The organism is Cellulomonas sp. KU4C, assembly GCF_056868065.1.
On record NZ_CP200322.1, the window covers coordinates 1,341,669 to 1,361,994 of the forward strand.

20 protein-coding genes are annotated in these 20,326 nt (G+C 74.2%); 10 read left to right on the forward strand and 10 right to left on the reverse strand.

Features of this window, described 5'->3' with window-relative positions; genetic code table 11:
• Positions 1 to 32: 32 nt before the first annotated feature.
• From AC1VL8_RS06350 to AC1VL8_RS06370, 5 genes are all read right to left on the reverse strand, one after another.
• Complete coding sequence (locus AC1VL8_RS06350; RefSeq protein WP_483074582.1) at positions 33 to 1,094, reverse strand: magnesium and cobalt transport protein CorA; 1,062 nt, start codon at positions 1,092 to 1,094, stop codon at positions 33 to 35.
• 296 nt (positions 1,095 to 1,390) lie between these two features.
• Positions 1,391 to 2,605, reverse strand: a complete 1,215-nt coding sequence (locus AC1VL8_RS06355) for a PP2C family protein-serine/threonine phosphatase (protein ID WP_483074583.1) — start codon at positions 2,603 to 2,605, stop codon at positions 1,391 to 1,393.
• 105 nt (positions 2,606 to 2,710) lie between these two features.
• Positions 2,711 to 3,907 (reverse strand): ROK family transcriptional regulator, encoded by a 1,197-nt coding sequence (locus AC1VL8_RS06360; protein ID WP_389233394.1) that lies wholly within the window; start codon positions 3,905 to 3,907, stop codon positions 2,711 to 2,713.
• Positions 3,904 to 4,539, reverse strand: a complete 636-nt coding sequence (locus AC1VL8_RS06365; RefSeq protein ID WP_389234055.1) for a potassium channel family protein — start codon at positions 4,537 to 4,539, stop codon at positions 3,904 to 3,906. Before AC1VL8_RS06365 ends, AC1VL8_RS06360 begins: the two co-directional genes overlap by 4 nt.
• 121 nt (positions 4,540 to 4,660) lie before the next feature.
• Positions 4,661 to 6,037: a TrkH family potassium uptake protein gene (locus AC1VL8_RS06370; RefSeq protein ID WP_483074584.1), complete on the reverse strand. Its 1,377-nt coding sequence runs from the start codon at positions 6,035 to 6,037 to the stop codon at positions 4,661 to 4,663.
• A gap of 105 nt (positions 6,038 to 6,142) precedes the next feature.
• Between AC1VL8_RS06370 and AC1VL8_RS06375 the strand changes: the two genes are divergently transcribed.
• From AC1VL8_RS06375 to AC1VL8_RS06410, 8 genes are all read left to right on the forward strand, one after another.
• The gene (locus AC1VL8_RS06375; protein WP_483074585.1) at positions 6,143 to 7,324 is read left to right on the forward strand and encodes an acetoin utilization protein AcuC; all 1,182 of its coding nucleotides are present in this window, start codon (positions 6,143 to 6,145) and stop codon (positions 7,322 to 7,324) included.
• A 125-nt stretch (positions 7,325 to 7,449) separates the two neighbouring features.
• Positions 7,450 to 7,695 carry a helix-turn-helix domain-containing protein gene (locus AC1VL8_RS06380; protein ID WP_389233385.1) on the forward strand — a complete coding sequence of 82 codons (246 nt, stop codon included), beginning with the start codon at positions 7,450 to 7,452 and terminating at the stop codon, positions 7,693 to 7,695.
• A gap of 229 nt (positions 7,696 to 7,924) precedes the next feature.
• Positions 7,925 to 8,023: a 30S ribosomal protein bS22 gene (locus tag AC1VL8_RS06385; RefSeq protein ID WP_003792170.1), complete on the forward strand. Its 99-nt coding sequence runs from the start codon at positions 7,925 to 7,927 to the stop codon at positions 8,021 to 8,023.
• Positions 8,024 to 8,211: 188 nt separating this feature from the next.
• Positions 8,212 to 9,558, forward strand: a complete 1,347-nt coding sequence (locus AC1VL8_RS06390) for an extracellular solute-binding protein (protein ID WP_483074586.1) — start codon at positions 8,212 to 8,214, stop codon at positions 9,556 to 9,558.
• 17 nt (positions 9,559 to 9,575) lie between these two features.
• Positions 9,576 to 10,544 (forward strand): carbohydrate ABC transporter permease, encoded by a 969-nt coding sequence (locus AC1VL8_RS06395; RefSeq protein ID WP_389233377.1) that lies wholly within the window; start codon positions 9,576 to 9,578, stop codon positions 10,542 to 10,544.
• Positions 10,534 to 11,460: a carbohydrate ABC transporter permease gene (locus tag AC1VL8_RS06400; protein ID WP_483074587.1), complete on the forward strand. Its 927-nt coding sequence runs from the start codon at positions 10,534 to 10,536 to the stop codon at positions 11,458 to 11,460. Before AC1VL8_RS06395 ends, AC1VL8_RS06400 begins: the two co-directional genes overlap by 11 nt.
• A gap of 117 nt (positions 11,461 to 11,577) precedes the next feature.
• Positions 11,578 to 12,066, forward strand: coding sequence for a LacI family DNA-binding transcriptional regulator (locus AC1VL8_RS06405; RefSeq protein ID WP_483074588.1), 489 nt, complete (start codon positions 11,578 to 11,580; stop codon positions 12,064 to 12,066).
• On the forward strand, positions 12,012 to 12,647 hold the full coding sequence (locus AC1VL8_RS06410) for a substrate-binding domain-containing protein (protein WP_483074589.1): 636 nt from the start codon (positions 12,012 to 12,014) through the stop codon (positions 12,645 to 12,647). Before AC1VL8_RS06405 ends, AC1VL8_RS06410 begins: the two co-directional genes overlap by 55 nt.
• A 119-nt stretch (positions 12,648 to 12,766) precedes the next feature.
• Here AC1VL8_RS06410 and AC1VL8_RS06415 read toward each other — a convergent pair whose 3' ends face one another.
• Entirely contained in the window at positions 12,767 to 14,041 is a 1,275-nt protein-coding gene (locus AC1VL8_RS06415) for an alpha/beta fold hydrolase (RefSeq protein ID WP_483074590.1), read from the reverse strand.
• A 222-nt stretch (positions 14,042 to 14,263) separates the two neighbouring features.
• Between AC1VL8_RS06415 and AC1VL8_RS06420 the strand changes: the two genes are divergently transcribed.
• Both AC1VL8_RS06420 and AC1VL8_RS06425 read left to right on the forward strand, forming a co-directional pair.
• Positions 14,264 to 15,310: an LLM class flavin-dependent oxidoreductase gene (locus tag AC1VL8_RS06420; protein ID WP_389233371.1), complete on the forward strand. Its 1,047-nt coding sequence runs from the start codon at positions 14,264 to 14,266 to the stop codon at positions 15,308 to 15,310.
• Positions 15,307 to 16,038, forward strand: coding sequence for an NADPH-dependent F420 reductase (locus AC1VL8_RS06425; RefSeq protein ID WP_483074591.1), 732 nt, complete (start codon positions 15,307 to 15,309; stop codon positions 16,036 to 16,038). Before AC1VL8_RS06420 ends, AC1VL8_RS06425 begins: the two co-directional genes overlap by 4 nt.
• 163 nt (positions 16,039 to 16,201) lie before the next feature.
• On the opposite strand, the gene AC1VL8_RS06430 is transcribed toward AC1VL8_RS06425, so the two are convergent.
• The 4 genes from AC1VL8_RS06430 to AC1VL8_RS06445 all read right to left on the reverse strand — a co-directional run bounded on the left by AC1VL8_RS06430 (position 16,202) and on the right by AC1VL8_RS06445 (position 20,292).
• Positions 16,202 to 16,870, reverse strand: coding sequence for a DUF624 domain-containing protein (locus tag AC1VL8_RS06430; protein WP_483074592.1), 669 nt, complete (start codon positions 16,868 to 16,870; stop codon positions 16,202 to 16,204).
• Between the two features lie 128 nt (positions 16,871 to 16,998).
• Positions 16,999 to 18,429 (reverse strand): arabinan endo-1,5-alpha-L-arabinosidase, encoded by a 1,431-nt coding sequence (locus AC1VL8_RS06435; RefSeq protein ID WP_483074593.1) that lies wholly within the window; start codon positions 18,427 to 18,429, stop codon positions 16,999 to 17,001.
• Positions 18,426 to 19,286, reverse strand: coding sequence for a carbohydrate ABC transporter permease (locus tag AC1VL8_RS06440; protein ID WP_483074594.1), 861 nt, complete (start codon positions 19,284 to 19,286; stop codon positions 18,426 to 18,428). Before AC1VL8_RS06440 ends, AC1VL8_RS06435 begins: the two co-directional genes overlap by 4 nt.
• A gap of 16 nt (positions 19,287 to 19,302) precedes the next feature.
• Positions 19,303 to 20,292: a carbohydrate ABC transporter permease gene (locus AC1VL8_RS06445; RefSeq protein ID WP_389233357.1), complete on the reverse strand. Its 990-nt coding sequence runs from the start codon at positions 20,290 to 20,292 to the stop codon at positions 19,303 to 19,305.
• Positions 20,293 to 20,326 lie beyond the last annotated feature (34 nt).

A 20,326-nucleotide genomic window follows, 5' to 3' on the forward strand; every position in this document is an offset into this window, starting at 1 on the left:
GGACGATCCGTCCCGGCCCCCGTGCGTGTGCGTCACAGCCAGCGGTTGCGGCGGAAGGCCCGGTGCAGGGTGAGGCAGGCCCCGACGATGACGGCCAGGACCACGTAGTAGCCGTAGCGGGTGCCGAGCTCGGGCATGTGGTCGAAGTTCATGCCGTAGATGCCCGCGATGGCGGTCGGCACCAGGGCGATGGCCGCCCACGCCGAGATCTTGCGCATGTCCTCGTTCTGCCGCAGGGCGACGCGGGACTGGCCGGTCGTGACGCGCGCCGTGTTCGCCTGCAGCACGTCCGTGAGCTGCCGGTCGATCACCTCGATGGCGTCCACGGCCCGCAGCAGGTGGTCCAGCACGTCGCGGAAGTACGGCCGCGCCGCCTCCGGCACGTGCGGCACCTCGCCGGCAGCGAGCCGCTCCAGCGGGCGCTGCAGCGGCAGCATCGCCCGGCGGAACTCGGCGACCTCCTGCTTGAGCTTGTAGATCCGCTCCGCGTGGTCGTCCTCACCGGGCCCGAACACCAGCCGCTCGATGTCGTCGACGTCGAGGTCGATGTGCCCGAGAGCCTCCTCGTAGGCGTCGACCACCCGGTCCGCGGTCCGGTACAGCACGCCCGCCGGGCCGAAGTCGAGCTCCGGCGGCACGCCCGCGTCGAGCTCGGCGCGCACCTGGCGCAGCACCCCGCCCTCGCCGTGCCGCACCGAGACGACCGCGTGCGGGCGCAGGAACATCGCGATCTCGGTGACGTCGACGACCTCCACGTGGTCCACGTAGCGCACCGGCTTGAGGACCACGAACACGACGTCGTCGTCGATCTCGAGCTTGGGGCGCTGGTGGGCGTGCACCGCGTCCTCGACGGCCAGCGCCGGCAGCGCGAACTCCGCGGCGACCTCGGCGATGTCGGACTCCGTCGGCTCCCGCAGGCCGATCCACACGAACCCGTCGGTGCCCTGCGCGGCGTCCCCCGCCCGGTCCAGCGGCACCCGGCCCGGGACGCGCTGCCCGCGCGTGTACAGACCGCAGTCGCCGATCGCCGCGTCCGCCCCGACCCGCTGCGCGCGTGCCCGCGCCTGCCCCGTCCCCGCTCCCACGTCCGTCACCCCCACACTCTAGGGACGCTGCCCGCGCCCGGCCCGCGCTCACCCACCCGCGCTCACGCACCCTCGGCCCGCGCTCACCCACCCGCGCTCACGCACCCTCGGCCCACGCTCACCCACCCGCGGCGGGTGGATCCATCCCGCGCGACACGCCGGCGTGTCGCCCCGTGTGGATCCACCCCGCGAGTGGCGCCGCCGGCCCGATGTCCGGGGTGGATCCACTCTGCTCGACACGCGGGCGTGTCTCCCCGGATGGATCCACTCGGGGGAGAAGGGGGAGGGAGCAGGAGGGTGGGCGGTCAGGGGGTACGGCGGAGTGCCACGACCGTGATGTCGTCCGGGCGGGGGTCGGTGACGGCCGCGAGGCGCAGCAGCCGCTGGACGGCCTCCTCGGCGCTCGGGCAGTGCAGGAGCTCGCCGGCGAGCAGCGGGATGCAGCGCAGTGACCCGTCGAACAGGTCGAGCACCCCGTCGCTGAACGTGACCAGCAGGTCGCCGGGGTCGAGGTGGGTCTCGCCGAGCTCGCGGGTGGCCTCGTCGGTGACGCCGAGGGGCAGGCCGAGCGCGTCCAGGCGCTCCCAGGTGCCGTCGGCGCGCACGACCAGGGTCAGCCCGTGGCCCGCGTCGGCGTAGGTCACGCGGCCGGTGGCGGGCTCGAGGCGCGCGTGGAACGCGGTGGCGAACAGGCCGGAGTCGGACAGGTCGGTGTGCAGGACGGCGCCCGCGTGCAGCATCGCGCGGTCGACCCCGTCGCCCTGGGCGGACCCGCGCAGCACGGCGCGGACGGCGGCCGCGAGGATCGCGGCGGCGGGGCCCTTGCCCATCACGTCGGCGAGGGTCAGCACGACGCCGTCGCCGGCCGGGTACCAGTCGTAGAAGTCGCCGCCGACGCTGCTGCTCGGCAGGCACGCGCCGGACAGCTCGTAGCCGTCGACCCGCGGGGCCTCGCGGGGGAGCAGGCCCATCTGCACCTGCTGGGCGCGGGCGAGCTCGGCGTCGACCGCGAGCTCCTTGGCGACCCAGTGCGCGAGGTCCCGCAGCAGCGCGGACTGGTCGGCAGTGAACCGGCGGGGCTTGGTGTCCGCGATGCACAGGGTGCCGATCCGGCGGCCGTCCGGGCCGACGAGGGGGTGCTCGGCGTAGAACCGCAGCCGGGCGTCGGGGCCGCGGTCCTCGATGACGGCGGTGTCGCAGTGCAGGCCCGGCGCGGGGGCAGCCCCGGCGACCTCGGCGGGCGCGGCGGGCGGGGCCTGGTGCGCGGGACCGCCGGCGCCGATCAGCGAGACGGTCGCGCTGGGCACGTCGAACAGCTGCGTGGCGAGGCGCACGACGCGGTCGAACCGGGGCTCGGGGTCGGCCTGCACGGCGCCGGTGCGCTCGAGCGCGGCGAGGCGGCGCGCCAGGCCCGGGGCGTCGGTGAGGTGGTCGGCGGCCGGGCGCGGGGACGGCAGCGGGTCGGTCGCGGAGGGCACGAGGTCCGGGGCGGACGGGGGAGCGGTCCGGGACTGCGGCACCGGGCACCTCCCGCTCGGTCGCGAGCCGCTCCGGGCGAGTCGGCTGCTCTCCCTTGATCATCGGCATCCTGCGCCGGGAGATGAGCGGGTGAGACGTGCCGCGGCTCACCCGGGCCGGACGGCCCCCTCCGGGACGGCCCGCCCCCGGACAGCCCCCGCCAGGACGGCGTCGCGGGCGAGCAGCAGCGCGCCCCGTGCGGGTGCGGCCGCGCCGAGCACGCCGGCGACCACCTCGACCACGTCCCCCGAGGTCACGGAGGTGCGCTCGGCCAGGACCTCCCGGAGCGGGTCGAGCAGGACGTCGCCGGCGGCGGCCAGCGACCCGCCGACCACGAGCACGTCCGGGTCCAGCACCGTGCACACCGACGCGAGGGCGGTGCCGAGGTGCCGGCCGACGTCGGACAGCACCCGGCGGCACCCGGGGTCGCCGTCGGCGGCGCGCGCGAGCAGCTCGGGCACGGTCATCGGCCCGTGGCTGCCGGCGAGCAGGCCGAGCACGGCGGGGGAGCCGACGTACACCTGGAGGCAGCCGCGGTTGCCGCACGAGCAGACCGGGCCGTCGGGGTCGATGGTGAGGTGGCCGAGCTCGCCGGCGGTGCCGCTGCGCCCGTGCACGACGTCCCCGGCCACGACGATGCCGCCGGACACGCCCTCGCTGACGGCGACGTGCACGACCGAGCGGCGGCCGCGCCCGGCGCCGACGCGGGCCTCGGCGAGGGCGCCGAGGTTGCCGTCGTTGTCGAACACCACGGGCACCCCGGGGGCGGGGGCGAGCAGGCCCGGCGCGGCGACCATGACGCCCCAGCCCTCGCGGACGCCGGCGCCCGCCACCCGCCCGGAGCGGACCTCGACGGGTGCGGGCACGCCGACGCCCACGCCGGCGACCGCGGCGGGATCCGTCCCGGTGTCGCGCAGCGCCCGGTCCAGCAGGGCGCGCGCCTCCCGCACCGCGTGCTCGGCCCGGTGGCCGCTGCGCAGCGGCGCGGTGTGCTCCACGGGGACCCCGTCGCCGAGGTCGAGCAGCACGCGCACCTCGTCGAGGTAGCAGTGCACGCCCGCGAGCACGCCGCCCGCGGTGGCCAGCCGCACCGAGCGCGCCCGCCGGCCGGACCGGGTGGTCGTCGTGACGCGGACCAGCCCCTCCGACTCGAGCGCCGCGACGGCCGCGGACACCGTCCCGGGGGACAGCGCGGTCGCGCGCGCGAGCTCGACCTGGGTGCGGCCGTCCTCGCGGCGCAGCGCGGCGAGCAGCAGGCCGCGGCTGTCCCGGGGTGCGGTCGGACCGGGCTCGGTCCCGCTCACGGCCGGGCGGCGAACCGCTCGAGCAGCTCGGCGTGCCCGGAGACGATCAGCAGGTCGTTCGCGCCGATCCGGGTCTCGGGGGTCGCGTAGACGAAGTCGATGCCCGGCGACTTCACGCCGATGATCGTCACCCCGTACCGCTCGCGGACCTTCGACTGCCCGATGGTGAACCCCTGCGTCTCGCGCGGCGGCTTCATCTTGACGATCGTGAAGCCGTCCTCGACCTCGATGTAGTCGAGCATCTTGCCCGACACGAGGTGCGCGACCCGCGAGCCGGCGTCGGCCTCGGGCAGCACGACGTGGTGCGCGCCGATCCGCTGCAGGATGCGGGCGTGCTCGGCGCTGACGGCCTTGGCCCAGATCTGCGGGGTGCCGAGGTCGACGAGGTTGCCGGTGATCAGCACCGACGCCTCCAGGTAGGACCCGACACCGACGACGGCGACCGAGAACTCGCGGGCGCCGAGCTGCTCCATCGCCTCGGGGTTGGCGGCGTCGGCCTCGACCAGCGGGATCCGCCCGGTCCACTGGGCGACCAGGTCGGGGTCGCGCTCGACGGCCAGCACGTCCTGGCCGAGCCGGTCGAGCGTCGACGCGATCGCCGAGCCGAACCGGCCCAGCCCGATCACGAGGATGCCCGCGTCGCGCTTCGGCGTCTTGGCGGCCTTCCCGGGCCGTGGGGCGGTGGTGTCGTCCCGCGACGCGTCGCGGGGGCCGCCGATGGGGGTCAGGCCGGTCGCGCCGGTCCTCGTCAGGTCATCCAATGATCGGCCTCTCCTCGGGCAGCCGGATGACACGGCGACGGCTGCGCAGCGCGAGTGCCGCGGCGAGCGTCATCGTGCCGGTCCGGCCGATGAACATCAGGACGGTGAGCACGTACTTGCCCGCGTCCGGGAGCGTCGGGGTGAGCCCGGTGGACAGCCCGCAGGTCGCGAACGCCGAGATCACCTCGAACAGCACCACGTCCAGCGTCTCGCCGGTGATCGCGAGCAGCAGCAGGCTGGCGACGAGCACGACGGTCGCGCTGACCAGGGACACGGCGATGGCGACCTGCAGCGCCTCGCGCGGGATGCGCCGGCCGTAGGCCTCGACGTCCCGGTCGCCGCGGGCCTCCGCAACGATGGCGAGCAGCATGACGGCGAGCGTGGTGACCTTGATGCCGCCGGCCGTGGACGCCGAGCCGCCGCCGACGAACATCAGCGCGTCGTGCAGCAGCCAGGTGCCCTCGTGCATGTCGCCCACGTCGACCGTGGAGAACCCGCCGGAGCGGGGCATCACGCCGGCGAACAGCGCGGCGAGCAGCGTCTCCGACCAGCCGATGCCGCCGAGCGTGCGCGGGTTGGTCCACTCGAACGCGGCGACGACGACGGCGCCGAACGCGACCAGCGCCGCGCTCGTGGTCAGCGTGAGCTTGGAGTGCAGGCTCCAGCGCCGCGGCCGGCGCCAGGTGCGGGCGACGTTGAGGATCACCGGGAAGCCGAGGGACCCGATGAACACGCCGATGATGATCGGCAGCAGCACCCACCAGTCGGCGGCGTACGGCGCCAGGCCCTCGCGGGTGGGGATGAACCCGGCGTTGTTGAACGCGGAGACCGCGTAGAACGCGCCGTGCCACAGCGCCTCGGACCAGGTGTCGCCGAGGATCCGCAGCCGCGGGACCAGCAGCAGCGCGATCGCGACCTCGAGCGCGGTGGAGGTGACGATGACCGTGCGGACCAGCGAGCCGACCTCGCCGAGCCGGGTGGTCTTGGTCTCGGAGGTGACCAGCAGCTTCTGGGTCAGGCCGATCCGGCGGGACACCGCCAGGCCGAGGATCGACGCCAGCGTCATGACGCCGAGGCCGCCGATCTTGATGGCGACGAGGATCGTGGCCTGGCCCGCGGTGGACCAGTAGGTGCCGGTGTCGACGGTGACCAGCCCGGTCACGCAGACCGCGGAGGTCGCGGTGAACAGGGCGTCGACGAACGGGGCCCGGGTGCCGGACGCCGTGGCCCACGGCATCGACAGCAGCGCGGTGAACACGGCGATGACGCCGGCGAACACCCCGAGCGCGAGCCGGGCCGGCGACTGGCGCGCGAGCCGGTCCACGAGCTCGCGGCCGGACCACAGCAGGCCGGGCACACCGCGTGCCATCCGTCCTCCTGCCGCGTGCGGGTCCGCGGGCCCGTGCGGGCGCGCGCGGGACACGGTAGCCGCCCCGTGGCCCGGTCCCCACCCCGCAGCGACTACCGTGGGCCCATGACCGGGGCCGTGCGTGTGGTGTGGGCCCCGGAGCTCCTCGAGTACGACTTCGGCGCGGGTCACCCGATGGCCCCCCTGCGGCTCGACCTGACGATGCGCCTGGCCCGGTCCCTGGGCCTGCTGGACCTGCCCGGCGTCGAGGTGGTGGGTGCCGACCCCGCGACCGACGCCCAGCTCGGCACCGCGCACGAGGCCGCGTACGTCGCGGCGGTGCGGCGGGCCTCCGAGGGCGGCGCGGGCGACCCGGCGCGGGGCATCGGCACCGAGGACGACCCGGTCTTCCCGCACATGCACGAGGCCGCGGCCCGGATCGTCGCGGGCAGCCGCGAGTCGGCGCTGGCCGTCTGGGCGGGGCGCAGCGCGCACGCGGTGAACCTGACCGGCGGGATGCACCACGCGATGCCGGGCGCCGCGTCCGGGTTCTGCGTCTACAACGACGCCGCGGTCGCGATCCGGGCGCTGCTGGACGCCGGTGCCGAGCGGGTGGCGTACGTCGACGTCGACGCGCACCACGGCGACGGCGTGCAGCGCGCGTTCTGGGACGACCCGCGGGTGCTGACGGTGTCGGTGCACGAGAGCGGCGCGACCCTGTTCCCCGGCACGGGCTTCCCGGACGAGACGGGCGGGCCCGGCGCCGAGGGCACCGCCGTGAACCTGGCGCTGCCGTCGCACACCGGTGACGCCGCGTGGCTGCGCGCGATCGACGCGGTCGTGCCGGCGGTGGTCCGGGCGTTCGCTCCGCAGGTGCTCGTGTCCCAGCACGGCTGCGACGCGCACGTGGAGGACCCGATCGCGAACCTCGACGTGTCCGTGGACGCGGAGCGCCTGGTGTCGTCGTGGCTGCACGACCTGGCGCACGAGGTCGCGGACGGCCGGTGGCTCGCGCTCGGTGGCGGCGGGTACGCCGTGGTGGACGTGGTGCCGCGCGCGTGGACGCACCTGCTGGCGATCGCGGCGCACCACCCCGTCGACCCGGCGACGCGGCTGCCGGAGGACTGGCGCGCGCAGGTCGTGGAGCTCTACGGGCGGCCTGGCCCGGGGACGATGTCGGACGGCGCGGACCTGGTGTGGCGGCCGTGGTCGGCGGGGTTCGACCCTGCGAACGACGTCGACCGGGCGGTGCGCGCGACCCGGGCGGCGAGCTTCCCGGCCCTCGGCCTGGACCCGCTGCACGACTGACCGGGTGGTCCCACCCGCCTCCCCTTTCACAGCAGCCTCACCAGGCTCTAAGGTGACGTCGCGGCACCTGTGCCTCGACCCCACTCCCGCGCACGTCCGTGCGCGCACGAACGAGAAGAGCGGCCATGACCAGCGAGCAGCCCGGGCGCGTGCGGTTCCTCACCGTGGCCGAGGTCGCCGAGGTGATGCGGGTGTCGAAGATGACCGTGTACCGCCTGCTGCACTCCGGCGAGATGCCCGCCGTGCGCGTCGGCCGCTCGTTCCGCGTCCCGCAGGACGCGCTCGACCACTACCTCGCCACGGCGCGCCTCGACCTGGTCGCCGACGACGAGGACGAGGCCGGGCCGCGCGCCGGCCGCCTGTCCTCCTGACGCCCCGACGCCGACCGGCGCCACCCGTCCGGCGGCCCACGTCGCGGGCGCCCTGCCGGATCGCGTAGGGTAGGGACCGGACTTTCCCGTGCGTGGGCGTTCCTCGGGGCTGGACCGGCTGGTGATGACACGAGCCGGGACGGCCTGGCCGACCGGTCGTGCCGCGCGTCGATCGACCACGAACCGGCGGACGCCTGCGCGCTCGCCAACAGGAAGCGAGTGAGGACCCATGGGCTCCGTCATCAAGAAGCGCCGTAAGCGCATGGCGAAGAAGAAGCACCGCAAGCTGCTGCGCAAGACGCGTCACCAGCGTCGCAACAAGAAGTGACGGCTGCCGCTCCCAGCGGCGTCGTGGAAGGGCCCGGCACGGACGTGCCGGGCCCTTCGTCGTGCCCGCGGGGGTGCGGCGCGGCCCCTTGACGCGTCCCGTTCGTCCTGATTCACTCCACTCGGTCTTCAACGATGAAAACTGCTGGTCGGGCGTCCGCGTCCGACCCGTCCGAGGAGGGGTCGACGATGATCTCACGTGCTCGTGGAGGTCCGGGCGGTCCGGTGGTCAGCCGCCGGTCCGTCCTCAAGGGAGCGGCCGCCGGCGCGGGTGCGCTGGCCGGCGCGTGGGCGCTGAGCGGGTGCGCCACCGGCACCGCGGGCGCCGCGTCCCCCGCGACCCGCATCCAGATGTGGCACCTGTTCACCGGCGGTGACGGCGGCATCTTCCAGCAGATGCTCTCCGAGGTGCAGGAGGAGAACCCCGCGGTCGGCATCGACCCGGTCGTCCTGACCTGGGGGGCGCCCTACTACACCAAGCTCGTGATGGCGTCGGTCGGCGGCCGCTCGCCCGACCTGGCCGTCATGCACCTCACCCGGGTCGCCGGCTGGGTGCCCGGCGGCGTCCTCGACCCGTGGGACCTGGACACCCTCGCCGAGCACGGCGTCACCGAGGAGATGTTCCCGCCGGCCCTGTGGGACCGCGCCGTCATCGACGGGCAGCTGTGGGCCGTGCCGCTCGACTTCCACGCGTTCCTGCTGTTCTACGACCGGGGCCTCGCCGACCAGGCCGGGCTGCTCGGCCCGGACGGGCTGACCGGCGTCGACTCGCCCGAGGGGTTCCTCGAGGCCGGCCGCGCGATGGCCGAGGTCACCGGCTACGCCGGCGTCGGCTACGGGTACACCGGCGACGGCGCCCAGATGTCCCGGATGCTCTGGGGCCTCTACGGCCAGACCGGCGCCGAGGTGGTGCTGAACCCCGGCGAGCGCGCGCAGGTCGACCGGGACGCGCTCGTCGAGGTCGTCACCTACGTGCAGTCGATGCTCGACGACACCGTGGCGATCGCGAACAGCGACTACCCGTCGGCGGTCGCGAACTTCTCGACCGGCCGCGTCGGGATGTGCTTCAACGGCAACTGGGAGCTGCAGTCGTTCCTCACCGCCGGGGTCGACGTCGACGCGATGCCGATGCCGACGCTGTTCGGCAGCCCCGCCACCTACGGCGACTCGCACGTGTTCGTGCTGCCGCACCAGGTCAACGTCGACCCGGACCGGCGCGACGCCGCGTACGCCACCGTCGCCGCGATGCTCCGCAAGTCGCTGCTCTGGTCCGACGGCGGCCACATCCCCGCCAACCGGGAGGTCACCGAGTCCGCGGAGTACCAGGAGAAGGTCCCGCAGTCGCACTACGCGCGCGCCAGCGAGGAGGCCGTCTTCGACCCGCAGGCCTGGTTCACCGGCTCCGGGTCCGACTTCCAGGCGCGCGTCGGCGAGGCGCTGCAGGGCGCCTGGCTCGACAAGTCGTCCCCCGAGGCCGCCGTCGACCGGCTCGTCGGGGCCCTCGACGCCGCCCTCCAGACCAAGCCGCCGGCCTGACGGAAGGGATCACCGCGATGAGCACCGTCACCACCCCGTCCCAGTCGCAGGCCGCGTCGGTACCGCCCCGCAGCCCCGAACCTCCCCGCGCCCGGCGCGGCCGCAGCCGGCGGGAGGGGAGCGGCTGGCTGTTCGTGCTGCCGTTCGTCGTCGTCGCCGTGCTGTTCCTCGTGGTCCCGACCCTCTGGGGCCTCGGGCTGAGCTTCACCGAGCAGTCGCTGATGGGCAACGGCGGCTGGGTCGGCGTCGACAACTACGCCGAGGCGTTCGGCGACTCGACCATGTGGTCCACGCTCGGCAACACCGTCGTGTTCACCCTGATGAGCACCGTCCCGCTGGTCCTCGTGGCGCTCGCGATGGCGCTGCTGGTCTACACCGGGCTCCCCGGCCAGTGGGTCTGGCGGCTCGCGTTCTTCGCCCCCTACATGCTGCCCGTCGCCGTCGTCGTGCAGATCTGGGTGTGGCTCTACCAGCCGGAGATCGGCTTCTTCAACTACTGGCTGGACCGGCTCGGGCTCGACAAGGTCGGCTGGCTGACCGACACCTCGGTCGCGATGTGGTCGATGGCCCTGCTGACCCTGTGGTGGACCGTCGGCTTCAACTTCCTGCTGTACCTGTCCGCGCTGCAGGCGATCCCCGACCAGATGTACGAGGCCGCGGCCCTCGACGGCGCGGGCGCCTGGCGGCGGCTGTGGTCGATCACCATGCCGCAGCTGCGCGCCACGACCATCCTCATCACGGTCCTGCAGGTGATCGCCTCGCTGAAGGTGTTCGACCAGATGTTCATCGCCTTCAACGGCGGCAGCGGGCCGGGCGGCGTGACCCGGCCGATCCTGCAGTACATCTACGACACCGGGTTCACCGGCTACCGGATGGGCTACGCCTCCGCGATGTCGTACATCTACTTCGCGCTCATCATCGTGGTCGCCGTCGGGTTCCAGGTGCTGACCACGTCCCGCCGGAAGGAGCAGCGCCGTGGCCGTTGAGACGATCGAGGCCCCCGCGACCGGGGGCTGGCGCCGCGCGTACGCCGAGCGCCGCGACGAGAACCGCCGCACCCGCAGCCTCGTGCTCGGGCGCAGCCGGACGGCCACCGTGCTGGCCGTCGTCCTGCTGGTGGTGCTGGCGGTCACCTGGCTGCTGCCGCTGCTCTGGGCGGTCGACACCTCGTTCAAGACCGAGGCGCAGGCCCAGTCGGTGCCGCTGCAGTGGTTCCCCGACGGCGGGTTCACGCTGGAGAACTACCGGTCGGTGTTCGAGCGCGGCGAGGTGCCGCGCTGGATGGCGAACACGCTGCTGATCGCCGGGTCCGTGACGGTCCTGACCGTCGGGGTGTGCGCCCTGGCCGGCTACGGGTTCGCCCGCACCCGGTTCCGCGGCAAGAACCTGCTGTTCGCGGGGACGATCGCGCTGATCGCGGTGCCCGGCCAGATCCTCATCGTGCCGCTGTTCCGGCAGATGGAGGCCATCGGGGCGGTCGACACCTACCAGGGCGTGATCCTGCCGCAGCTGGTCGCCCCGGTGATGGTCTACATCTTCTCGAAGTTCTTCGCGGAGGTGCCGCAGGAGATCGAGGACGCGGCCCGGGTCGACGGGGCGGGGCACTGGCGGACGTTCTGGTCCATCGTGCTGCCGATCTCCCGGCCCATCGTGTCGGCCGTCGCGATCTTCGTGTTCATCGGCGCGTGGAACAACTTCCTGTGGCCGTTCATCGTCACCAACAACCCCGACCTCATGACGCTGCCCGTCGGGCTCTCGACGGTGAAGAACGCGTACGGCACGATCTACGCGCAGACGATGGCCTCGGCGGTCATCGCGGCCCTGCCGCTGATCCTGCTGTTCATGCTGTTCCAGCGGCAGATCGTCAAGGCGGTCGCGACCACCGGGCTCGGCGGACGGTGACCGGCTGATCCGCGGCGGAACCCGCCACCGCCGACCGCGCCGCGCCCCTACGCTGGGGCGCGGCGCGGTCCGTGGGGCCGCAGGAGCACCAGTCGACGAGCGGGAGAGGTGGTGGCGGTGGCCGGCAAGCGCGCGGGCGTGACGATGCACGACGTCGCGGCGATCGCCGGGGTGTCCATCAAGACCGTCTCCAACGTCATCAACGGCTACCCGTACATCCGCGCCGAGACCAAGGAGCGCGTCGAGCAGGCCATCGAGCAGCTCGGCTACCGGGTGAACATCTCCGCGCGGAACCTCCGGCAGGGGCGGACCGGGATGATCGGGCTGGCCGTGCCCGAGCTGAGCCTGCCGTACTTCGCCGAGCTCGCGGACTCCGTGATCCGCGCCGCCGAGGAGCACGGCGTCATCGTGCTGATCGAGCAGACCAACGCCAGCCGGGAGCGCGAGCTCGAGGTGCTCACCAGCCAGCGCCGGCACCTCACGGACGGGCTGATCTTCTCCCCCTGGCGCTCGGCACCGACGACCGCGAGCAGTTCGCCGTCGACTACCCGATGGTGCTGCTCGGCGAGCGGATCTTCGGCGGCCCCGCCGACCACGTCACGATGAGCAACGTCGAGGCCGCCCGCGCCGCCACCCAGCACCTCATCGCGACCGGCCGGCGACGGATCGCGCTGATCGGCTCGCACGAGGGCGAGACGGTCGGGTCCGCCGCCCTGCGCCAGCGCGGGTACGAGCAGGCGCTCGAGGAGGCCGGGCTGCCCGTCGACCCCGCGCTGGTCGTCGAGGCCGGCCTCTGGCACCGCGCGACCGGCGCCGAGGCGATGGAGCGGCTGCTGGACGCCGGCACCGAGATCGACGCCGTGTTCGGCCTCAACGACGCGCTCGCCATCGGCGCCCTGCACGTGCTGCACGACCGCGGGGTGGCCGTCCCCGAGGACGTGGCCGTGATCGGGTTCGACGACATCGAGGACGCCGCCTACGCCACCCCGCCGCTGTCGTCCGTCGCCCCCGGCCGCGAGCAGATCGCCCGGACCGCCGTCGACCTGCTGCTGGCCCGCGTCGCCGGCACCGCCCCCGCGGGACACGTCGAGGTCATCACCGACTTCGCGGTCGTCCCCCGCGAGTCCACCACGGGCGCCTCCCGCACCCCCCACCCCCGGACCACCCCCCGCACGGTCGTGGCCTGACCCCGGGCTGGGCCGGCCCCGTTGGCCCCGAGTGGATCCACCCGGTCCGACTCGCCGGGCGTGTCGTGCCGAACCTTCCACTCTGCGGGTCCGGCCGGGGTGGGACGGGGCGGCTGGGGTCAGAACGGGGTGCCGGTGCGGAGGAACGTCACGGCCGCGGTCGCTGACGGGGAGTCGGCGAGGCCGCCGTGCACGCCGTCGGGGAGCACGGCGAGGTGGCCGCCGAGCAGCTCGTGGGCGTGCCGGGCCCAGGCCGCCGGGGTCACGGTCTCGTGCTCGTGGCCGACGACCTGGAGCTGGTCGTGCGGGCCCGCTGCGACGGGGAACGGCTGGGGGGCGAGCGGCCAGCCGGAGCAGGCCGAGGTCCCGGGCAGCTCCCCGGACACCGGGCTCTGCGTCCGGACCTGCGGGTCGGTGCCGAGCCGCGCCGCGCGTGCCACGTGGTCCGCCCAGACCTGCTGCGCGTCGGCGGCCCCGCTCACCGAGTTGCACACGAACGCGGTCCTGGCGCTCGCGCTGAGGATGCGGAACGCGGGCAGCTGGATGGCCGCGTCGTCGGACCCCGGGAGCCCGGAGGCGGCGGAGGTCGCGGCGACGTCGTCGAGGGCGGCCGGGGCGTCCTGCCGCAGGTCGGCCATGCTGTCGAGCAGCATCGCCTCCACGCGCTCGGGGAACAGGGACAGGTACGCCGCGCCCAGCTCCGTGCCCCACGAGACGCCGAGGTAGCGGACCCGGTCCACCCCGATCGCCTCGCGGACCAGGTCGAGGTCGCGGGCGGCGTCCTGCGTGGTGAGGTGCGCGAAGAACGCGGGGTCGCCGGCGACGCACGCCTCGTTCGCGGCGGACAGGCGCGTGGCGGCCGCCGCGGCCGAGTCGGCGGTGACCTCCGCGTCCGACGCGCCGGCGCCCTCGTCCGGCTCCGCGCAGTCGACGCTGGTGGACCCGCCGGTGCCCCGCACGTCCACGCCGACCAGGGTCAGGTCGTGCGCGAGGTCCGCCATCCCGGACGCGGCGAGCAGCGCGGGCATCGTGCGTCCCTGGAGGCCGGGCCCGCCCGGGTTGGTGAGCACGACGCCGGTGCTCGCGACCTCCGGGAGCAGGCGGCTGACCGCCAGCCGGATGGTCCGGCCGCCGGGGTCGGCGTGGTCGAGCGGCACCTCGACCTCGGCGCACTGCAGCCGGTCCTGCCACCGGGTCAGCACGGGCTCCTCCTGGAGCAGCTCGGCCACCTCCCGCTCGTCGCGGACGAGGTCGTCGCAGGACGTCCAGATGCCGTCGTCGGGTGGGGTGCTGCGGGTGCTCCCGGCGGTCGGGTCGGGGGTGGGGCCCGCGCAGGCGGTGAGCGCCAGCAGGGCGGTGAGCAGGGCGGACGTGGTGACGGTGCGAGGTCTCATGCGGGCAGTCCAGCAGCGGGCGGGTGCTGCGGTCGTCGTGCCCCGGTCCGGTCCCGGAGGTGGCGTGCTCCACCCCCGGGAGCCACCTACGCAAGCCCGGGGGATGACCGGGGGCGCGTCGGCCTCGCACACTCGTCGTGGTACGGAATCCCGGGCGGCTAGTTGACTGTTCAACCACACGTGCCGCACGATCGGGACGTCGACGAACCGGAGGAACCGCGCATGACCGCCCTGCAGCTGGGACTGGACACCTTCGGCGACGTGCCGACCGACGACGCCGGCCGCGTCCTGACCCACCCCGAGGCGATCCGCCAGGTCCTCGACGAGGCCGTGCTCGCCGACCAGTCCGGCATCGACGTGATCGCGCTGGGCGAGCACCACCGGCCCGAGTACTCCGTGTCGTCCCCGGAGACCGTGCTCGCGGGCATCGCCACCCGCACCGAGCGGATCACCCTCGCGTCCGGCGTCACCGTGCTGAGCTCCGACGACCCCGTGCGCGTGTTCCAGCGGTTCGCGACCGTGGACGCGCTGTCCGGCGGGCGCGCGCAGGTCATCCTCGGGCGCGGGTCGTTCACCGAGTCGTTCCCGCTGTTCGGCTACGACCTGGCCGACTACGACGTGCTGTTCGAGGAGAAGATCGAGCTGTTCCACCAGCTCCTCGCCGAGCAGCCGGTCACCTGGTCCGGCACCACCCGCCCGGCGCTCGCGGACGCCGACGTGTTCCCGAAGACCGCCGGCGGGCTCGACACCTGGGTGGGCGTCGGCGGCTCCCCGCAGTCCGTGGTCCGCGCCGCGCGGTACGGCCTGCCCCTGATGCTCGCGATCATCGGCGGCGAGCCCGAGCGGTTCCGGCCGTACGTGGACCTGTACCGCCGGGCGACCGAGCAGCTGGGCACGCCCGAGGGGCGGATCGGGATGCACTCGCCCGGGTTCGTCGCGGACACCGACGCCGAGGCGCGCGAGACCTACTTCCCGAGCTACCAGAAGATGCGCAACACCATCGGCGCGCTGCGTGGCTGGCCCCCGCTGCGCCGCGCCGAGTTCGACCACGAGATCGAGAACGGCTCGCTGTACGTCGGGTCGCCGGAGACGGTCGCGCGGAAGATCGCGGCGTCCGTGGACGCCCTCGACGTCAGCCGGTTCGACCTGGTCTACACCGCGGGCCCGCAGACGGTCAGCGCCCGGCTGCGGGCGGTCGAGCTGTTCGGCACGCAGGTGGCGCCGATGGTGCGCGACCTGCTCGCGTCCCGCGCCGGGTCGCCCGCGTGACGGCCGACGTGCGGGCGGCCGGGATCCGGACCGTCGGGATCCTGGGGGCGGGCAAGCTCGGCACCGTGCTCGCGCGGCTCGCGGTCGCCGCCGGGTACGAGGTGCTGCTCGCCGGCTCGGGGGACCCGGACCGGATCCGGCTGATCGTCGAGGTGCTCGTCCCCGGCGCCCGCGCGACCACGACGGCTGACCTCGCCGCCCGGTCCGACGTCGTGGTGCTCGCGATCCCGCTGGGTCGCCTGCCCGACGTCCCCGCCGACGCCCTCGCCGGGACGCTCGTGGTCGACGCGATGAACTACTGGTGGGAGGCCGACGGCGAGCGGCCGGACCTCGCGGACCCGGCCGTGGCCACGAGCGAGCTGGTCGCGGCGGCGCTGCCGGGCGCGACGGTCGTGAAGGCCTTCAACCACATGGGCTACCACGACCTCGACGAGGGACCCCGGCCGGCGGGCGACCCGGGCCGGCGCGCGATCGCGGTCGCGGGGGACGACGCCGCGGCCGTGGACCGGGTGTCCGCGCTGGTGGACGCCCTGGGATTCGACCCCGTCGCCGCCGGGACCCTGCACGGCAGCGTGGCGCTCCAGCCGTTCGCCGAGGCGTTCGGCGCGAACGAGGACGCGGCGACGCTCCGGGCGGTGGTCGACCGCTTCCCGGTGACGGACCGCGGCCGCGCGGTCGCGGCGGCGCGGGCGGCGGCGCGCGAGCCGGACCCGACAGCGGCGCGGTAGGCCGACGGCGTCCACCGCCTGCCGCCCCACCGCCTGCTGCCCCCGCCCACGCCTGCGCCGAGACAGGACCCGCGCGCCGAGACAGGACGTCCGGGCGTCCTGTCTCGGCGCGGAGGTCCTGTCTCGGCGGGCGCAGCGGCGCGCGCCGGGTCAGCGTGCCGGGTCAGCGCGCCGGGACGGTCTCCTCGATCCGGTCGAGCCGTCGGTCCACGACCACGCCGGTGAGCAGCAGCGCCGCGGCGACGCCGACCAGCGGGAGCAGGACGGTGAGGTGCCAGCCGACGAACCCGATCGCCCCCAACGTGACCAGCACGGCCAGCGCCGTCCCGGGCGAGGTCGGCGGCGCGAGCACCAGGAACCGCCACGTGCGGCCGAACGGCTCGTCGTAGCGCCGGGTGACGGGGACGAACCACGCGCCGAGCACCAGCACCGCCGCACCGAGCAGCAGCAGCCCCGCCGCGGCGACGGCCGCTGCGCCGGTGGACCCGGTCGACGCCGCCAGGTACGGCAGCGCCAGCGCGTCCGCGGCGAGCAGCACCGTCGCGACCAGCAGCGGCGACCCGAGCCGGTTGAGCCGGCGGAAGTCCGCGCGGTAGGACGCCCAGAACGCGCGCCACACCGACTCCGGCGGGTCACCGGTGGCGACCGCGGCGAGCACGGTGCCCCCGGCCCCGAGCGCGGGCAGGGCGCCGAGCAGGACCACCCCGGCGAGCGTCCCGAGCAGGACCAGCAGGTTGACCTCGACCAGCCGCACGGCCACCCGCAGCCAGCGCATCACGGCACCGGCCCAGCCGCCGACGTCCTCGCCGCCCTCGAGGACGGGCACGCGCACGGCTCGCCGCGTCGCCTCCCGGGCCACGTCGCGGGACCCCGCCTCGCGAGACCCCGCCGCGCCCGGACCGCGGGACCCCGCGGCACCCGCCGTCCTCGCACCCGGTCCGCGGGTCGCGGCCGGGGCGGTCACGGCCGGCCCCCGTCGGCCGTCGTCGCGACCTGCGTCCCCACGGTCACGACCCCGGTCCCGGTGTCGATCGCCGCGAACGACAGCGCCGGGCGCTGCCGGACCGCGTCCCACGACGGGTGCACGACGACCTCGACCGTCTCACCGGCGGCACCGGCGGCACCGGCGGCACCGGCGGCACCGGCGGCACCGGCGGCACCGGCGGCACCGGCGGCACTGTCGGCACCGTTCCACGTGAATCGTCCCGACCCGAGCGGGACGAGCCCATCGAGCTCCGTCGCGGTGACGGTGCGCGGGACGGCCTCGGTGAGCACGTCGCCGCGGTCGTAGGTGACGACCTCCCAGACGCCCGCGAGCCCGGCCGTCGACGCGGGCCAGGTCGACTCGTCGTCCTGCTCGAGGGGGCCGGCCCACGGCTGCGCGGCCACGAGCGGCGACCCGGTCGTGGTCCACACGATCCGCCGGACCTGCGCCTCGTGCTGCGTCGGGTCGGCGGCGTCGCGGACGTGGTGCACTAGCAGGTGCCGCTCGCCGCCGCCGGGCCGGGACTCGGTGAGCACGGACGCGTGGCCGGGGGCGAGCCGCCCGGGGCCGCCGGGGAACCGGTGCCCGGCGAGCACGACGCTGCCGACGGGGTCGGCGTCGACGTCGGTCGCGAGCCGGCCGGCGAGGTCGCGGAACGGCCCGACCGGCTCCGGCCCGACCGCGACCCGCAGGTGGTAGGTGTTGAACAGCGAGTCGAACGAGCTGAGCAGCGCCCAGCCGCCGTCGGGCCGCCGGAGCACGAACGCCCCCTCGATCGCGGCCTCGACCGCGTGCGGGCGCCGGGCCAGCAGCAGCCCGGGTCCGGGGCGCGGGCGACCGCCGGACCCGATGACGAACCCCGTGACGGGGTCGAGCTCGAGGGCGTGGATGCCGCCGAAGAACGAGCCGTAGACCAGCCAGTGCCGTCCCGCGTCGTCGACCACGGCGTTCGCGTCGATGGCGTTGGGGCCGTCGACGTCGTGCCGGCTGGTGACGACCAGGCCGCGGTCCTGCCACGGTCCCGAGGGGTGCGGGGCGGTCGCGAGGCCGATCGCGGAGGTGCGGGACCCGAACGACGACGCGGACCAGTACATTCGCCACCGCTGGTCGCCGGGGACGTCGACGGCGTCCGGCACCCGGACCACGTCGGGGGCCCACAGGCCCTCGGCGCCGGCCCAGGCGACCGCGTCGGCGGGGACGCCGTCCAGCGCCCAGCCGTGCAGCTCCCAGGTGACCAGGTCGAGCGAGCGGCGGATCGGCACCCCGGCGCGGGGGAGCGGGCCGTCCGCGTAGGCGTCGGTGGAGAACAGCCAGTAGACGCCGTCGTCGTCGCGGACCGCGGTGGGGTCGTGGGCGTGCCGGGCGCCCCAGGTGCTGGTGTCCACGACGGGCTCGGTGGCGGTCATCCCTTGGCCCCGGTCAGCGCGACGGACTCGATGATCTGCCGCTGGAAGATGAGGAACACGATGAGGATCGGCAGCAGCGCCACGAACGACGCCGCCATGATGAGCGGGTAGTCGCGCTGCGTGGCGTACTCGACGTTGAGGTTCGCGATGACGACCTGGAGCGTCTGCTTCGACTCGGTGTTCAGGTACAGGATCGGCGCGAGGTAGTCGTTCCAGATGGTCATGAACCAGAGGATGAACTGCGCGGCGATGGCGGGGCGGATCAGCGGGAACACCATCTTCCCGAAGATCTGCAGGTAGGAGGCGCCGTCGATCTTCGCGGCCTCGATCATCGAGTCCGGGACGCTCGACAGGTACTGCCGCAGGAAGAAGATCATGATGATGTTGCCGAACAGCAGCGGGATGATCAGCGGCAGCAGGGTGTCGACCCAGCCGATCTTCGAGAACATGACGAACTGCGGGATCATCAGCGTGGGGTAGGGGATCATCAGCCCGCTCAGCAGCGCGATGAAGATCGCGTTCTTGAACGGCAGGCGCATCTTCGCCAGCGCGAACGCGGCGAGCGAGGACGTCACCGACCCGACGACCGTGACCGTCCCGGCGACGACGACGGAGTTCTTGAAGCCCGACAGGATCGGGGCCTCGGTCCACATCCGCGTGAAGGTGTCCCACTGGGGCGCCTCGGGGATCCAGACGGGGGGCAGGGCGAAGACCTCGCCCTTGGTCTTCAGCGACGTGGAGATCATCCACAGCAGCGGGGCGATCATCACGACCGCGCCCAGGGCCAGCACGACGAACAGGACCGTGTTGACGAGGCGGTTCTGCGACGTGACGCTCATCGGTGTTCTGCGGCTCATGGTTGCTCCTGGCCCCTCAGTCGATGCTGAACGAGTTGCGCCGGTTGAGGCGGAACTGGATGAGGGTGATGACGAAGACGATCAGCCCGAGCACGACGGACATCGCGGTGGCGTAGCCCATCTGCTGGTACTTGAACGCCTGCCGGACGATGTAGTAGACGATCGACGCGGAGCTGAACTCGGGTCCGCCGGTCGGCGTCATGATGTTGATCTCGGTGAAGATCTGCGACCCGGCGATGACGTTCGTGACGACGAGGAAGAACGTCACGGGCCGCACCATCGGCAGGGTGATCGAACGGAACCGCTGGTAGCCGTTGGCGCCGTCGAGCGACGCGGCCTCGTACAGCGAGCGGGGCACGGACTGGATGGCCGCCAGGTACAGCAGCATCGAGTAGCCGAGGCCCTTCCAGACGGCCATGAGGATGATCGCGGGCTTCACGGTCGCGGTGTTCTGCAGCCAGTCGGGCCCGTCGATCCCGAACCACGCGAGCACCTGGTTCACGAGGCCGAAGTCGCCGTTGTAGGCGAACTGCCAGACGATCGCGATGGCGGCGAGCGAGGAGATCACCGGCACGTAGTAGATGGTGCGGAAGGCCGTCTGGCCGGGGATCTTGCGGTTGAGCGCGATGGCGAGCAGGAGCGCGAGCACCAGGCCGATCGGGATGCCGATCATGTAGAACGCCGTGTTCCACAGCGTCTGCAGGAAGTACGGGTCGCTCAGCAGCCGGGTGTAGTTCTCGAGCCCGATGAACTGCGGCGCGGTGAGGCCGTTCCACCGGGTGAGCGACGCGTAGAGCGCGTAGCCGAGCGGGTACAGCGTGAAGACGAGGAAGCCGAGCACGGGCGCGGCGATGAACGCGGCGGCCCAGCGGTGCTCGGTGCGGTGCAGCCGGCGCATGGCCTGCTTGGCGCGCTGCTCGGTGCTGCCCCCGGTGCCGCCCGGGGCGGGCGTCGCGGCGGCGGCGGGGACGGCCGTCGGCGCGGTGGTGGACGTGGTGTGGGACATGCCGGTGCTCCTTCGCGGGTGCCCCCGCCGGTGC

What these genes read in the sequence shown, in the direction of transcription:
- AC1VL8_RS06420 (WP_389233371.1), top strand. Translation starts at nt 14,264, where the DNA reads ATGACCGCCCTGCAGCTGGGACTGGACACCTTCGGCGACGTGCCGACC.
- AC1VL8_RS06410 (WP_483074589.1), top strand. Translation starts at nt 12,012, where the DNA reads ATGGTGCTGCTCGGCGAGCGGATCTTCGGCGGCCCCGCCGACCACGTC.
- AC1VL8_RS06390 (WP_483074586.1), top strand. Translation starts at nt 8,212, where the DNA reads ATGATCTCACGTGCTCGTGGAGGTCCGGGCGGTCCGGTGGTCAGCCGC.
- AC1VL8_RS06440 (WP_483074594.1), bottom strand. Translation starts at nt 19,286, where the DNA reads ATGAGCCGCAGAACACCGATGAGCGTCACGTCGCAGAACCGCCTCGTC.
- AC1VL8_RS06380 (WP_389233385.1), top strand. Translation starts at nt 7,450, where the DNA reads ATGACCAGCGAGCAGCCCGGGCGCGTGCGGTTCCTCACCGTGGCCGAG.
- AC1VL8_RS06445 (WP_389233357.1), bottom strand. Translation starts at nt 20,292, where the DNA reads ATGTCCCACACCACGTCCACCACCGCGCCGACGGCCGTCCCCGCCGCC.
- AC1VL8_RS06435 (WP_483074593.1), bottom strand. Translation starts at nt 18,429, where the DNA reads ATGACCGCCACCGAGCCCGTCGTGGACACCAGCACCTGGGGCGCCCGG.
- AC1VL8_RS06385 (WP_003792170.1), top strand. Translation starts at nt 7,925, where the DNA reads ATGGGCTCCGTCATCAAGAAGCGCCGTAAGCGCATGGCGAAGAAGAAG.
- AC1VL8_RS06375 (WP_483074585.1), top strand. Translation starts at nt 6,143, where the DNA reads ATGACCGGGGCCGTGCGTGTGGTGTGGGCCCCGGAGCTCCTCGAGTAC.
- AC1VL8_RS06370 (WP_483074584.1), bottom strand. Translation starts at nt 6,037, where the DNA reads ATGGCACGCGGTGTGCCCGGCCTGCTGTGGTCCGGCCGCGAGCTCGTG.
- AC1VL8_RS06395 (WP_389233377.1), top strand. Translation starts at nt 9,576, where the DNA reads ATGAGCACCGTCACCACCCCGTCCCAGTCGCAGGCCGCGTCGGTACCG.
- AC1VL8_RS06415 (WP_483074590.1), bottom strand. Translation starts at nt 14,041, where the DNA reads ATGAGACCTCGCACCGTCACCACGTCCGCCCTGCTCACCGCCCTGCTG.